The sequence below is a fragment of the Fundidesulfovibrio butyratiphilus genome (assembly GCF_054657235.1).
In genome coordinates this window covers 445,622-460,064 of the sequence record NZ_BAAHXA010000002.1, presented here as the reverse complement: position 1 = coordinate 460,064, position 14,443 = coordinate 445,622, and the positions used below count along the sequence as shown (strand labels likewise).

Here is a 14,443-nt window from a genome sequence, read left to right as displayed (position 1 = left end):
CGGAAGGATAGTAAGACAGGGTAAAATATATTAATGGCCTTTCACGCCGTTAACAGGGGTTCAAATCCCCTTGGGGACGCCAAGAAAATTCAGCGGTTTACGTCAACCACGTAAGCCGCTTTTTCTTTGGTCCACACGAAGTCCACATCCCTCCCCCTGACGGTAGCGCAAATCGGCCGGCGTCTTGTGCGACAAAGAGGAAGGGGAGGCCAATCTGACCTCCCCCAGCCGTACTCCGCTCAACTATTTATTGAATGATATCATCATCACTTGGCAAATTAAACTTTGGGCTGATAAATAATTCGTACTCCTCGTCAATCGTCTCTATGCCGTGCATGAGATTCGGAACACTTTGCAGCCCAAGGTCAAGCAACCGAGCACCTACTCCACGTACTGGAACTTTCTCGTATGTATTGTGCTTGCCTTTTACCTTTCTAAACATAATGTACGTCACGCCGCGCACAGTTTGCGCATACTCAACTCTTGCATCATTCTTCTTGCTAAGATAAATTGTTTTATGAAGCTTAGACTTTTTCTTTGACATAATATTTTCCTTTGTTTTGTTGTATTGATTAATTGCTTATCCATAAATAATTTTAGGGGTTATTTTCCGTAGTGCGATGATTGACGCCGCCAAGTGGATCAATGCCAAATAGGTTGCCGCAAGCTTTTCATAGCGTATCGTCAGCTTGCGGAACCGGTTGAACCAGGAGTGGCAGGCTTCAACGACCCATCGCCGTGCTTTGAATGAAGGATTTTCCACCTTCTCTCGCCGTTCTTCGCCACGAGGGCGCACGTGGGGCTCGTACCGGCCGCGAGCATTACCTTGCGAGGCGCTTCTCCCGCATATCCAGCATCCGCGCATAGATTTTCGCGCTCGGATTCCATCACCGGCTCTGCAATTTTGTTTGCTAAAACCGCTTTCAACTGGCTGACGTCATGCCGGTTGGCTCCTGTGACGACGACCGATAACGGGACGCCACGCCCGTCCACAAGAATATGGCGCTTTGTTCCTTTTTTTTCCTCGATCCGTGGGATTTTTTCCAGAACCCTCTTTGGCCAATGGAGCCTTGTTCATGCAGCCATCGATTGACTGCCACTCCCAAGCGATTCCTTCCATGTCATCATGCTCTGACAACCCTCGCTGCCAAAGCTCCAGAAAGAATCCAGCTTGTTCCCATTCTCTGAAATATCGGTGAACTGCACTCGGACTACCAAACATTTCCTTGGGCAACGCTTTCCATTGGATGCCAGTCCGCAACACATACACAATAGCGGAAAAGACAGTACGCGGTTCAAGAGGTTTTCTTCCCCCTCCAACCTTGCGTTTATATTGCTTATCCCCGTCCCTCTTTGGCCTGGGGGTCAGGGGCTCAACAATCTCCCAGAACGAGTCGGACACTTCCCATGATTTTATGCTCATCTGCTTGTCTCCACTGGAGAAAAGCATACTAAAACTTGTGTGCCAAGGCAATATTATTTATGGATAAGCTCTAAAAAGCAGGTCTCCATGCAAGGAGAGTACGAGACGCGTGACGGCAGCACGTTGCGGGTGGACTTCACCGGCATCATAGCGGATGCTTTGCTAGTCAAGGACTTCCTTGACCCTCAGCTGCGCGCGACCGACGAAAAAACCTGGAAGTCGAATTTTCCTTGACCTTCGAGGATGGTCTCGGGCTTGATGCCGACGAGCCCGAAATCCTCACTGAGAAACTGTGTAAATTTGGAGCCGGGGGGCTTATGTCTCGGCCCGGGCTAAGGCAAGACTAGAAAATGCGTCATAAAGCGGTTGCTGGCAATAGTTCCGGGAAGACGGTCCCACAGTATGAGCTGCGTGCCCGCCAGCTTCCTTCCTTCGGACTTGAGCTTGAGGTCTGGCAGGTCCCGTCCTCAAGCACGCCTAACGTCACCACACCGGTCCGCATTGCCGGCCTTGGCGGTCGCAACCTTTCACTCATCGAGCATCGCATTGTTCGCCACCTCGGCAGGGCCGGGGTTGACCTGGGCGGGATTGCTTTGACCGGCGCAAAGCATTCACCTTTGGACGAGGATTTGGCCCTGAATCTTGGCCTGCTTTTTCGCATGCTGGCTCCCATGCGCAACCGCGACAACATGCGAGCCGTGGCCCAGGGCATTGAGATCATGGCTAGGGAAGAGGCGGCCTATTGGCTGGGCATGGCCATGCACCGCAAAAATCCCCGTCGGGTGCTTATGGCTCTGCGGATTTTGTTGATCGACCCCAAAGCCCAATGAGGCGAGGCGGTAAGGATGCTCTCGAAGAAACTTTCACAACTCCTGAAAGCTCCCGAAGGAGCCAATGTCGAGTTCAAGGAGGCCAAGAACTCCTTCGATAGGAAGGAATTATTTAGATATTGTATCGCGTTGGCCAATGAGGGCGGCGGGGAATTCGTGCTTGGTGTAACGGACGCCATGCCCAGGCAGGTCGTTGGAACCAGAGCCTTCGGCGACCTCGACGACACCCGAAATGCCATCTACCAAACCACACGCCTGAACGTCGAGATATTCGAGGAGACCAGGGCCGGCGGGCGGGTGCTCATTTTTGCTATTCCCTCAAGGCCCATGGGAATAGCCTTGGAATACGAAGGCCGCTTCCTGATGCGACGAGGCAGCAGTCTCGTTTCCATGACCATCGACCGGCTACAGGCCATTATTGAGGAAACGGTCCCTGATTTTTCAGCCGAGGTTTGTCCGGGCGCAACTTTATCCGATCTGTCTCCCGAGGCTATCGACAAGTTCCGTCATCTCTGGGGACAACAACCTGACCGCTCGCACCTTCTGGACCTGCCCGACCGGCAACTGTTGGAGGATGCAGAATTGCTGGTCGATGGCGGCGTAACCAGGGCGGCCCTCATCCTTTTTGGGACCGCCAAAAGTCTCAGCCGCTATGTGGCGGATGCCGAGATCATTTTCGAATATCGGCACGCGGAGGGGGATATCGACCCCGCTGTCCGGGAATCCTTCCGGGAAGGGCTTTTCCTCTATATTGACCGCCTCTGGGCGTTGGTGAACCTTCGCAACGAAGTCCATCCCTACCAGATGGGCATGGTCCGTCGCGACATCCCATCGTTTCGCGAAGAAGTCATCCGCGAGGCCCTGCTCAATGGCGTTTGCCACAGGGATTACCGCTATCGGGAATCCATCTTCGTCCGCCAATTTCCTGGACTCATCGAGGTCGAAAGTCCCGGAGGATTGCTGCCTGGCGTCACCATTGAGAACATGCTCTTCAAGCGGGCGTGGCGGAATCGCCGCATTGCCGAAGCGCTTGAAAAAGCGGACCTGATCGAACGCTCCGGCCAAGGCGTTGACCGCATGTGGCGGTTGGCCGTCCTGGACGGCAAGCTGCCACCCGACTATTCCCGAACCGACGACCATCATGTGTACCTTCGTCTGCATGGGACCATCCATGACCCGGCCCTACTTCGGTTCCTGGAGGAGGTCGGGGCGGAGCGCTACCGGACGTTTAGCGCCATGGATTTTGCCGTGCTCCATTTCGTGAGCCAGGATCAGGAGATTCCCAAAGATTTTAAAGGGCGCGCCAACGGGCTTGTCGAGCAGGGAATATTGGAACGGGTGGGGCGCAAGTTTATTTTCGCCCGTCGCTACTATGAGATGCGGGGCGAGGCCGGGGTGCATACCCGCAAGCGCGGCTTGGACCGGGAGACGAACCTGTTTCTTGTGCGCAACCATCTCCGGTCCTGCGGGGCGAAAGGCTGTGTTCTGGCCGAGTTGCAGCCCGTGCTCCCGCATGTCAAGCCCCGGATGCTCTCCAGTTATCTGGAAGAATTGAAGCGGCGCGGCCAGGCCCGGGTGATAGGTAAAACCAAGGGAGCCCGGTGGTACCATTTGATCGGGAATGATGGTTAAGTTCGGTCAATTTCGGGTAAATATTTACCAGAAAGATCTGTAACCCATACGTATCATTCAGCTTTGTTTGTAAAGTTGAATTGCCGATTGGTTAATTCCGGGGTAAATTCAGGGGAGCTGTCAGCCGGTGGAAGGCCGCTCGCAATAAAGGGAAAGATTTCATGTCCAAACGCCTGATCGAGTCCTGGCTGCCCATTGCCGAAATCGGCATCGAAAGCCTGCGGGAACGTACCCCCATGACGCCGTTTCCGGCTCCCAATCGCCTCCACGTCTGGTGGGCACGCCGTCCCCTAATTGCCTCCCGGGCGGCTGTGCTGGCCTCGCTCTGCCAGAGGACGCGGATCACGAGATGTTTCTTCGGGTGCTGGGAATTCATGGCGATCCGGTGGCGTGTCGGAAGAGGATCAAGGAAGCTCGGCGCAAGGGGGAACGGTTTGAGGGCGCAGCGTACGATTATAAACGGGCTTTCCAATACTTACCTTCGTCGGCAGAGAAAGGCTGGGTAGCTGAGGAAATCGGCAAGCTTGGCCCAAAACGGGCGAAGTGCCTTGATCCAACGGCCGGTGGTGGGAGCATACCATTCGAGGGGCTGCGTGTAGAGCTGGATACCTTCGCTAACGACATAAATCCGGTTGCGGCCTTCATTTTGCGATGCACGGTGGAATTCCCCTCCACTTTCGGTCTGGCCGTCCTCGATAAATTTCAAAGAATTTCAAATTATTACTTAAAATTGCGTGAAGAACGCTTGCTGCCATTTTTCCCGCCGGAACCCTTCGAGAACGCCATTCCGACCAATTTCATCTGGGCCCGCACCATCACCTGCCCTTACTGTGGTGGCCTTGTCCCTCTTTCCCCCAACTGGCGTCTGACCCCGGAGGGAATCGGAGTGCGGATTCTTCCCCAGGTCGGCGGCGGCCCCTCCTCTCCTGGCCGTATCTGCCAATTTGAGATTGCTCATAAGACGACGGAACACTCCGAGGGCACGGTCACTCGGGGTGACGCCAAGTGCCCGTATCCGGATTGCGGGTTGGTCATTCCCGGCGAGGAGATCAAAGCTCAGGCCCAGGCGGGCAAGATGGGCGAACAGCCCTTCGCCGTGGTCTACAAGAAAAAAATCGTGACCCTGACCAAGGCCGGCAAGCCCCGCGAGAAATGGGAACGCGGCTACCGTGCCCCTCGGCCGGAGGACGACGTGTCGGCCGTCTGGGTCATGGCGACCCGGGGCGCTGCGGTTGCGCTCCGGCTGCCCAACCGGACTTTTCTCTCTTGCAAAGCCACGCCGTCCCGCCTCAACCGACAGATCTTTCCCCTCTTGCCGCCGTGTGCATCAGGGGCATGACAGGCTGTCCCGGATCGCGATTTGATTCCGGCTCCCCTTTCCAGTAGATATGTCCGCGCGACGCGGCCAGGGGCTTCGTCAAGCACAGGAGAGACTCCATGAACAGGGTGGTAACGCCGGCCCGAGGCAGGGCAAGATATTCGAGGTCGCGACCCGGCACGAAGGACTATCGTCCATGACCCTGACCCGCAAATGCCTCTTTTTTTGCTGCCTGATACTGGGCAACCTGGCGCTTTTCGGGCTCATGGAATGGGGCGCCTCGGTCGTGGTCGGCCACTTCGGGCTCAAACAGAGCGAGACCCGTATCTTCAACGCAAAAAACGGCCGAGATGACCGCTTCATCGTCCAGTACGACGAGCGGCTCGGCTATCGCCTTGTCTCAAAAAACCGGGACATCTCCAAGTTCGAGGACTCCACCGGCCGGACGTTTTCCCGGCAAAAGCCCGACAATGTCTACCGCATCGTCTGTCTCGGCGGATCAACCACCTACGGCGTGGGCGCGGACAAGACGAACGCCTTTCCCTGGATCCTGGAGGACCTGCTGGCCCTGGTCTACACCCGATGCGGTTTGCGCTTCGAGGTGCTCAACGTCGGAGTCATGGGTTACCACAGCTGGCACTCGCGCATCCGCCTCAAGGAAGAACTCCTGGCTCTGCGTCCCGACTTGGTCCTGACCATGGACGCCGTCAACGACCTCGTGTGCAGCACGGTGGTGGAGGATTCCCTGGCCTTCATCCAAGAGAAACAACGGCTCCTGGGGCTCACCAACGCCCGCGGCGAACCGAGTCTCCTGGCGCGCGGCGACGCCTTTCTCGGCAAGCACCTCAATCTGTACGTCCTGCTCAAGTACCTTGGCGTCAAGCTCGCCCAGCCGAAAATTTCCCCGACGGACATGGCCGCCAAGATCAAGGCTTTCGGCTACCAGGACAACGTCACGACCATGGCCCGGGAATGTCGGGAGCACCAAACCGATTTCGGCATCATAAACTACCCCTGGTTGGCCACCCCTCATCCTGGTCCTGAAGCCGCCGAAGTGCTGCGGCAGGCCTCGACTCCCCTCTACCTCTTCGGCAAGCTCTGGTTCCCCAAGGCCAACGCCGCAGTGGCCGGGGAGACGGGCGCAACGCACATCAATCCCCAGCCGGTCTTCGATGCCTGGCTGGCCAAGACACCGGACCGGGCCGGCGAACTCTATTTCGACGACATCCATTTCACGAAACTCGGCAACCTGCTCCTTGCCCGCGAGGTATTCAAGGGGCTGGCGCAAGTTCCCTCCTTCCGTCGCTTCACGTCCGGCTGCCCGGTGTCCGATCCGGCGGTCGCCCTGGCCAATGCCGTCAAGCTCCAGGCCCCCCGCATCCACTTCACCAACGGCTGGCCGCGATCGGGAGAGACGCCGTGCCCCTTGAAGCTGGTCCGCACCGAGAACCTTGGCGTCAAGTCTCCGGACGATTCCGGTCGTCAGTTCCTGCGCCCGGCGCGCACCGATCAGCCGGGCCTGGCCTTCTTCACGGCAACCGCGGCCGTCTCCAGCGCCCCCATGCGCTACACGCTCCATACGGCCTTCTTCTTCCCCAGGGTGTCGGGCCCCTCGGACCGGGTGGAAGTGCTGGTGAACGGCAAGGACGTGTTTTCCCTGCGCGGCATGCAAAGCGGCCAGTGGACCGGCCTTTCCGACCGGTTCGGCCTGTATCTGCCGGCCCTGGCCCCGGGCGCGGAAGTGACCGTGCGCCTGTCAGGCAAGGCCCAAGTCTGGCTCGTCGGGGGAGACCTGATTTTCGGCCACGACGAGACCTTTCCCGGCCTCTGAGGGCACAACGCCATTCGCACGACACCTGCGGTTGCGCAACACTCCCCCCAAACGCACTTCCCTGCACGGGTCCGTTGACAGCCTTTTGCCAGAGGCCGTACAGAGAACTCGCAGTTGAGGAAATCCTTCGAGAAACGGAAGACGGTGCAAGTCCGTCGCAGACGCGCTGCTGTAACCGGTCGAACAGGCGGCGACCACTGGGGCAAGTCCCTGGGAAGGACGCCGCCGACATCACAGGCTCGTAGCCTGACGCCGGAAGCCAGAAGACGCCTCGAAGGTCGTCCGCACTGGGCCTCGCGACCTGGGCCTGGGCGATCCGTCGTGCGGCCCGTGCCGCGCGTGTGCGTGATCGTCGGCCCGCTTTCCCTAGGGAAAGCGGGTTTTTTCATGCCGGGACTCTTCCCGGGGCCGGGTCTTGTCCGTGGCCCGTGCGGGTATCCGTCACGGTCTCGCGACCAAAGACCAAGGAGACGATCATGTTGACGCACGTTCTGGGTTTTCCCCGCATGGGACGGCGACGTGAGCTCAAAACCGCCATGGAGGGCTTTTTCGCCGGCCGAGTCGGCCGCCAGGCCCTCGAAGACCAGGCCCGCGCCCTGCGCCTGGCCCACTGGGAAGAACAGCGCCGCGCCGGGCTCGATCTGGTGGCTGTGGGCGACTTTTCCCTCTACGACCACATGCTCGACACGGCCCTGCTGCTCGGGGCCGCGCCCGCGCGTTTCGGCCGCGCCGCTCCCGGCGACCTGGACGCTTATTACCGCATGGCCCGGGGCGCGGGTCCCGAATACGGCGACCAGCCGGCCATGGAGATGACCAAGTGGTTCGACACCAACTACCACTACATCGTGCCGGAGCTGGCCCCGGACCAGGCCTTCGCCCCTGACGCCTCGGCCCTGGCGACCCAGGCCCGCGAGGCCAGGGCGGCCGGACACCGGGTCAAGGTCGTACTGCCCGGACCGCTCACCTTTCTGGCCCTGGCCAAGGGCGACCGGCCGGGCGTCGATCCCCTGGACCTGCTCCATCGCGCGGCCGAGGCCTACGGCGACGTGCTGGAGGACCTGAGCCGGGTCTGCGAATGGATACAGCTCGACGAACCCGTGCTGGCCACCGATTTGCGCCAGGACCTGGCGGAACGCTTCCGCCGGACCTACGAGGAGCTTCTGCTCCGCACCAAACGTCCGAAGCTTTTGCTGGCCACCTATTTCGGGGCCGTGGACCACAACGCCGCCTTTTACGAAGACCTGCCCCTGAACGGTCTGCACCTCGATCTGGTCCGCGCTCCGGGCCAATTGGAGGCGCTGTTGCCGCATCTGCCCCCGGAGACCTCGCTGTCGCTTGGCGTGGTGGACGGACGCAACGTCTGGCGGGTGGAAGCCGACCAGGCCCTGGCCGTCATCGGCCGGGCCATGGATATCCTTGGGGACGCGCGTGTGCTGGTGGCTTCCTCCTGCTCGCTTCTGCATGTACCCTTCGATCTTGAGGGTGAGGACAACCTGGCCCCCGAGGTGCGGGACTGGATGGCATTCGCCGTGCAGAAATGCCGGGAAGTGCGCTGTCTGGCCAACCTGGCCCAGGGTGCGGGCGACAACGGCTGGCTCGAAGACAACCGCCGGGCCTGGCGGGCCAGGCGGGCAAGCCCGCTGGCCAATGACCCGGCCGTGCGGACCAGGGTCCGGACGCTCACGCCGGACATGGGCCGGCGCGCGACCCCCTACGCCAAGCGGGCCGCGATCCAACGCGAGCGCCTGCGGCTGCCCCTTCTGCCCACCACCACCATCGGGTCGTTTCCCCAGACGGCCGCGATACGTTCCATGCGCAGCAAGCAGCGCCAGGGGACTGTCTCGAACAGCCAGTACGATGCCTTTCTCGCCGAGGAGATTCGCGACGTGGTGGCCAAGCAGGAAACGCTCGGCCTCGACGTGCTGGTGCATGGCGAACCCGAACGCAACGACATGGTGGAATACTTCGGCGAGCGCCTCAAGGGGTTCTGTTTCACCAGACACGGCTGGGTGCAGAGCTACGGCGCGCGTTGCGTCAAGCCGCCCGTGCTCCACGGCGACGTGAGCCGTCCCGCGCCCATGACCGTAAAGTGGACCAGCTTCGCCCAGTCGCTCACCGACAAGCCGGTCAAGGGCATGCTCACCGGCCCCGTGACCATACTGCGCTGGAGCTTCGTGCGCGACGACCAGCCCCAGACCGAGACCTGCCGCCAGATCGCCCTGGCCATCCGCGACGAGGTGCTGGACCTGGAGGCCGCCGGCGCGACCGTGATACAGGTGGACGAACCGGCCCTGCGCGAGGGACTGCCCCTGCGCCGCAGGGACTGGGACCAGGCCCTTTCGGCCTACGTGGACTGCTTCCGCTTGGCCTCGAGCGGCGTGGGCGACGCCACCCAGTTGCACACCCACATGTGCTACAGCGAATTCAACGAGATCGTGGACGCCATCGCGGCCCTGGACGCCGACGTCATCAGCATCGAGGCCAGCCGCAGCCGCATGGAACTGTTGGAAGCCTTTCGCGTCTTTCGCTACCCCAACGAGATCGGCCCCGGCGTCTACGACATCCACAGTCCCCGCGTGCCCTCGGCCCGCGAGATGGCCGAGCTTCTGCGCCTGGCCTCAAAAGTGATCCCGGCCGAAAGGCTCTGGGTCAACCCCGACTGCGGCCTCAAGACCCGGGACTGGCCCGAGGCCCTGGCCGCCCTGGCCAACATGGTGGAAGCGGCCCGAACGGTGCGCGCCGAGCTGGAGGCGTGCGCGATCGCCGACGTTCTGGAAGCGTAACAGACCGCGCGGCGGTCCTGGCCAAGACAGGGAACCATGGGCGACTACTCTGCACGCAAAAGTGAAATGACGGCCTTTCTGGAAAGCCCCCCGCTCGACACGAACCTGCGCCAGTATCTTGGCGTGGTCGTGGAGCTTTACGCCCATGGCCGCGACGCCCAGGTCCTGGGCTTGTGCAGAGCCCTGGCCAGGGCCGCCCTTGCCTGGTCCGCAGCCGGATCCTTTCTCGGGGTCGTGGCCTGGCGGCTGGTCCTGCCGGGCCCCGGGGAAATCCCGGCCCGGCAGGCCCTTCTGGACACCATCGCCCTGGCCCGTGCGGCCAGCGGACAGGCTGAAGGCGTGGACCAGGTTCTGCTTTTCGTCGACCTGACGCCGGAGAAAAGCGGCTAGCCCGGGTCCTTTCGCGGTTGTGCCCGCAGACCAGGAGGAACCTCCCGGCAGGGATGGCGAAGGGCTGACGCGCGTCGGCGACCGGCCGCATCACGCCAGAAGACCCCGTTGGCTCGTTGACGCGGGCAGAGGGGGACAACGCCGCCCGCGCCGGGGATGTCAGCCCGAAAGTTCCGCATGGACTGCGGCCGGCCCCCCCCTGAGCGACCTCAAGCCCGGACGGCGGGGCGTCCGACGTAGCCCACGGCCTGCTCAGCATCCAGGACGTCAACGGTTTCGCCTACATCGATCCGTCCATCAACATCACCGCCGCCATCGTCAAGCAGGTCGATCAGGTGAAATGACCGAGAAGGCCGAAAAGGAAGCGCGCGGGTTTTCATAGGCCGGCCTCTAGAAACACCTTGCCGATACGAGCTGTTGTGTTGCCGAGACATGAAAAGCCGGAAAGAATCGTTCTTGCCATGCCTCCTGTCGCGTGGTGCCTCGTTCGAATGCGATGCGTTGGCGACAGGCCCCGAGCCAAGCGCCCGTGCGTCCCCGCATTCGTGACGACGAGCATGTGCGACCCGGACGTGACCGGCCCTGTCCAACTTTCCGCCCGATTGACAAAGAGCGGCTCCCCGAGAACAATGCGCGCAAGAGAAACGCACATCGGCTCCCCTTCGCCAGTGCCCGAGGAAACGCCGCTCCATGCCACGACCATTCTCCCCGACCGCGAATCCGAACCCCACCTGGGAAGCCCGTTACGCGCACATGTTTCCGCCCACCATTCGCAAGCGCGGGGAGGAATACTTTCGCCTGGGCCGGGTCTCGCTGGAAAAAGCCAACCCCAGGACCATCGCCGCCACCGTTGAAGGGTCGGAAGAGTACCTCGTCGACCTGGCGGACGACGGCAGATCCGGCCGGGGGGCCAGGGCGTCCTGCGAATGCTCGCACTTCATGAGCGGGCATCTCTGCAAGCACCTCTGGGCGGCCATTTTGGCCGCCGATGCGGAGTTGAAAGCGCGTTTCCCGGCCCAACACGCTCCGGGGAAAACCGGTTCGCCCTGGCGCGAGCTGCTTTTTCCCGCCGTGTCGAACCAGAACAAGGAGACCGCGTCCAAAACGTCCTCCGGCGCGTACGTCCTTCGCTATGAGCTTTCCATCTCCCGAGGCCGGGTCGCCTTGTCGGCCTTGCGGCAAGCTGTCCTGAAAAACGGCGGGCTCGGCAAACAGGTGGCACCGGCCTCCGCGCAGGTGCTTGACGACGAGAACCTGTCCGAGACGGACCGGTCCATCCTGGAGGCCATGGTTGTCCTGACCGCGCGAAGCTCTCCTCGTTACGGCAGGTGGAACGCCCCCGCCCAGCCGTCACCCCTTGAGGACTGCCGGCTCGACACCCGGGCCTTGACCCGTACGCTCCCCCTGTTGGCCGCCTCGGGCCGCTGTCGGACGTTTTTCGACGGCAGGATCATCGCCGATCCCCTGGAGGCGGGGGAACCGTTCGAGGGCAGGCTGGAGTTCAGCCTGGTCAAGGCCTGTCTGGCGAAGGGCCGCCCGGACCTGGAATACATTCCCCACGTGCGCCTGGGCGACGAATCGGTCCCCTGTTCGCGCATCCCCGTGTTTCTGGACGCCAAGCCCCTGCACTGCATTGTCGAGGGGCGTCTGCACAGCCTGCCCGGTCCCGACCTGCAGTGGGTGCAGCGCATCCGCGACTCGCAGCACAAGGTGCGGGTGCCCAAAACCGACGTCAAGGCGGTGTTCCAACTGGCGCAGGACGGGCAAGCGTTCGGCCTGGAACTGCCCGAGGCTCTGGGGCCGAGGGCCCTGACCGCCGTGCAGCCCCGCCCGTGTCTGGAAATCGAGGCCCTGGAAGGCGGACACGAGGCGCGGCTCTGGCTGGACTACGCCGGATCGGAAATTCCCTTCGAGGACACGCGCCCGTCACTTCTCGACATGGAAGCCTGGACCCGGGTCGACCGCCAGCCCGAGGTGGAACGCCAGTTCGACAAACGGCTGCTCGGGACCGGTTTCGCGAAGCAGGAGGGAGGGCGATACCTGCTCGAAGCCTCTGCCTGGCACATGCTCGCCGCGCTCGCCCCCCTGGTCGAGGAAGGGTGGACCGTACGCAGCCGGGCGGGAAAACCCCTGGTTGCTGGCGCGGTTTCCCCGATACGGGTGACCAGCGGGGTGGACTGGTTCGAGCTGGAGGGCGCGATGGCCTTCGGGGACGTGATCGTGCCCTTGCCCACGGCGGTGCGCGCGTTCCTGCGGGGAGAAAAAACCCTGGACCTGCCGGACGGAACCACCGGCGTGCTGCCCGAAGACTGGCTGTCTTTGCATGCGCCTGGCCTGTCGTTGGCCGGAGAAGAACGAACCGGAAACGCGGGTTTGCGGTTCCATGCCGCCCATGCTCCGCTGCTGGACGAATTGTTCGAGGACCGGGCCGTCTCCCTGGAGCGGGACTTCGCCCAGCGCCTTCAGCGCATGAAGGACTTCTCCGGAGTCACGCTTCCCGCTCCACCCGTGGGTTTGCAGGGCGCGCTTCGTCCCTACCAGCGCGAATCCCTGGGCTGGTTCGACTTTTTGAAGACGTTCGCGTTCGGCGGCATCCTGGCCGACGACATGGGCCTGGGCAAGACCGTGCAGGTGCTGGCCTGGCTCATGCTGGAAAAAGAGCGCGGCCAGTCCGGGCCGTCGCTGGTGGTCGCGCCCACGTCGCTGGTCTTCAACTGGCGGGCCGAGGCCACCCGCTTCGCCCCGGACCTGCGCGTTCTCGTGCACGCCGGGTTGGACCGGGCAAGCCGCGTAAAAACCTTTGAAGAACACGATCTGGTGCTCACCACCTACGGCCTGTTGCGCCGGGACGCCCCGGTCCTGCAAAAGACCCGCTGGAAGTGGCTGATTCTCGACGAGAGCCAGGCGATCAAGAACCCCGACTCCCAGACCGCCAGGGCCGCGCGCATGTTGCAGGCCGACCACCGGCTCTGCGCCACCGGCACCCCGGTGGAGAACAGGCTGGACGAACTGTGGTCCCAGATGCACTTTTTGAACCGCGGCATGCTCGGTTCGCGTTCCGGCTTCGACGACCGGTTCGCCAAGCCCGTTTCCCAGGGAGACCAGGCGGCCAAAGACCTGCTGCAACGCCTGGTCCGGCCGTTCGTGTTGCGCCGCACCAAGGAAGGCGTGGCCACCGACCTGCCCGAAAAGCAGGAATCCCTGGTCCGGTGCGAGATGCCCAAGGAACAGCGGGCCGTCTACGCCCGCCTGCGGGAGCACTACCGGTGCGAGATCCTACGCGCCGTGGACGAAGTGGGCCTGGGCCGCTCGAAGATCAAGGTGCTGGAAGGGCTTTTGCGCCTGCGCCAGGCCGCCTGCCATCCCGGTCTGGTGGGGGCGGAGGCCGCCGGATCGGGCAAACTCGAAGAGCTTGTCCGCCTGCTCAGGGAAGTGGTCGAGGGCGGGCACAAGGCCCTGGTGTTTTCCCAGTTCACACGGTTCTTGACGCTCATACGCAAGCGGCTGGAGGCCGAAGGCATCGCTTACGAATACCTTGACGGACGCACCCCGGCCAAGGCCAGGGAGCAACGCGTGGCCGCGTTCCAGGACTCGTCCGGGCCTCCGGTCTTCTGCATCAGCCTGAAAGCGGGCGGCACGGGGCTCAACCTGACTGCCGCCGACTACGTGTTTCTCATGGACCCCTGGTGGAATCCGGCCGTGGAAAGCCAGGCCGTGGACCGCGCCCACCGCATCGGCCAGGAGAAAAAAGTCTTCGCCTACCGGCTCGTCTCGGACGACACCATCGACGAGAAGGTGCTCGCTCTGCAAAAGGAAAAGCGGGAACTGGCCGCCATTCTGGAAGAAGGGGCCACCTCCATGATCGGCGCGCTCACCCGCGAGAACCTGGAGTTGCTGCTTTCCTGAACGCGAGCGGCTTTTGAAGTGGGGCTGTACATGGGCGATCTTGAGGTATGGTTTGTCTACCTGGTGCAATGTTCCGACGGCAGCTTGTATTGCGGAATTACCAAGGACATCCCCAGAAGACTGAAAGAACATAACGGCCTTTTGCCCGGTGGCGCACGGTATACGCGCTCGCGGCGACCAGTCGAATTGATCGCCAGCGTCTCGGTGGGGCAAAGATCAGAAGCCGCCAAGCTTGAATGCCGCGTCAAGCGTCTGCCAAGGGAGAAAAAGCCTCTGTTCTTGCGAAGCGTCGGTCCGCGTCCCTGTGATTCGGTCGGCTAAACGAATGGA

10 protein-coding genes, 1 tRNA gene, 2 pseudogenes and 1 riboswitch are annotated in these 14,443 nt (G+C 62.0%); of the genes and pseudogenes, 11 read left to right on the top strand and 2 right to left on the bottom strand.

Annotated elements, in window-relative coordinates; all coding sequences use genetic code 11:
* Nucleotides 1–10: 10 nt before the first annotated feature.
* Nucleotides 11–82 (top strand) — tRNA-OTHER (locus ACYQ01_RS13060).
* A gap of 165 nt (nucleotides 83–247) precedes the next feature.
* Here ACYQ01_RS13060 and ACYQ01_RS13055 read toward each other — a convergent pair.
* Together ACYQ01_RS13055 and ACYQ01_RS13050 are read right to left on the bottom strand one after the other, a co-directional pair.
* Nucleotides 248–544: a hypothetical protein gene (locus tag ACYQ01_RS13055; RefSeq protein ID WP_459934296.1), complete on the bottom strand. Its 297-nt coding sequence runs from the start codon at nucleotides 542–544 to the stop codon at nucleotides 248–250.
* A gap of 36 nt (nucleotides 545–580) precedes the next feature.
* A pseudogene (locus tag ACYQ01_RS13050) lies at nucleotides 581–1,423 on the bottom strand (IS5 family transposase).
* 87 nt (nucleotides 1,424–1,510) lie between these two features.
* On the opposite strand from ACYQ01_RS13050, the gene ACYQ01_RS13045 reads away from it, so the two are divergent.
* The 10 genes and pseudogenes from ACYQ01_RS13045 to ACYQ01_RS13000 all read left to right on the top strand — a co-directional run bounded on the left by ACYQ01_RS13045 (nucleotide 1,511) and on the right by ACYQ01_RS13000 (nucleotide 14,434).
* A complete protein-coding gene (locus ACYQ01_RS13045; protein ID WP_459934295.1) occupies nucleotides 1,511–1,657 on the top strand; it encodes a hypothetical protein in 147 nt (48 codons plus the stop codon).
* A 116-nt stretch (nucleotides 1,658–1,773) separates the two neighbouring features.
* Complete coding sequence (locus ACYQ01_RS13040; RefSeq protein ID WP_459934294.1) at nucleotides 1,774–2,253, top strand: DUF7680 family protein; 480 nt, start codon at nucleotides 1,774–1,776, stop codon at nucleotides 2,251–2,253.
* Nucleotides 2,254–2,268: 15 nt separating this feature from the next.
* Nucleotides 2,269–3,885, top strand: coding sequence for an RNA/DNA-binding domain-containing protein (locus ACYQ01_RS13035; protein ID WP_459934293.1), 1,617 nt, complete (start codon nucleotides 2,269–2,271; stop codon nucleotides 3,883–3,885).
* Nucleotides 3,886–4,046: 161 nt separating this feature from the next.
* Nucleotides 4,047–4,205 (top strand): annotated as a pseudogene (locus ACYQ01_RS13030) (DUF1156 domain-containing protein); the annotation flags it as partial.
* Between the two features lie 29 nt (nucleotides 4,206–4,234).
* Nucleotides 4,235–5,224, top strand: a complete 990-nt coding sequence (locus tag ACYQ01_RS13025) for a hypothetical protein (protein WP_459934869.1) — start codon at nucleotides 4,235–4,237, stop codon at nucleotides 5,222–5,224.
* A gap of 175 nt (nucleotides 5,225–5,399) precedes the next feature.
* Nucleotides 5,400–7,034, top strand: a complete 1,635-nt coding sequence (locus ACYQ01_RS13020) for an SGNH/GDSL hydrolase family protein (protein ID WP_459934292.1) — start codon at nucleotides 5,400–5,402, stop codon at nucleotides 7,032–7,034.
* Nucleotides 7,035–7,134: 100 nt separating this feature from the next.
* Nucleotides 7,135–7,322, top strand: a riboswitch (cobalamin riboswitch).
* 188 nt (nucleotides 7,323–7,510) lie between these two features.
* Nucleotides 7,511–9,817, top strand: coding sequence for a 5-methyltetrahydropteroyltriglutamate--homocysteine S-methyltransferase (gene metE, locus ACYQ01_RS13015; RefSeq protein WP_459934291.1), 2,307 nt, complete (start codon nucleotides 7,511–7,513; stop codon nucleotides 9,815–9,817).
* 36 nt (nucleotides 9,818–9,853) lie between these two features.
* Entirely contained in the window at nucleotides 9,854–10,207 is a 354-nt protein-coding gene (locus ACYQ01_RS13010) for a hypothetical protein (RefSeq protein WP_459934290.1), read from the top strand.
* Between the two features lie 690 nt (nucleotides 10,208–10,897).
* Nucleotides 10,898–14,113 (top strand): DEAD/DEAH box helicase, encoded by a 3,216-nt coding sequence (locus ACYQ01_RS13005; protein ID WP_459934289.1) that lies wholly within the window; start codon nucleotides 10,898–10,900, stop codon nucleotides 14,111–14,113.
* A gap of 30 nt (nucleotides 14,114–14,143) precedes the next feature.
* The gene (locus ACYQ01_RS13000; protein ID WP_459934288.1) at nucleotides 14,144–14,434 is read left to right on the top strand and encodes a GIY-YIG nuclease family protein; all 291 of its coding nucleotides are present in this window, start codon (nucleotides 14,144–14,146) and stop codon (nucleotides 14,432–14,434) included.
* Nucleotides 14,435–14,443: the final 9 nt, after the last annotated feature.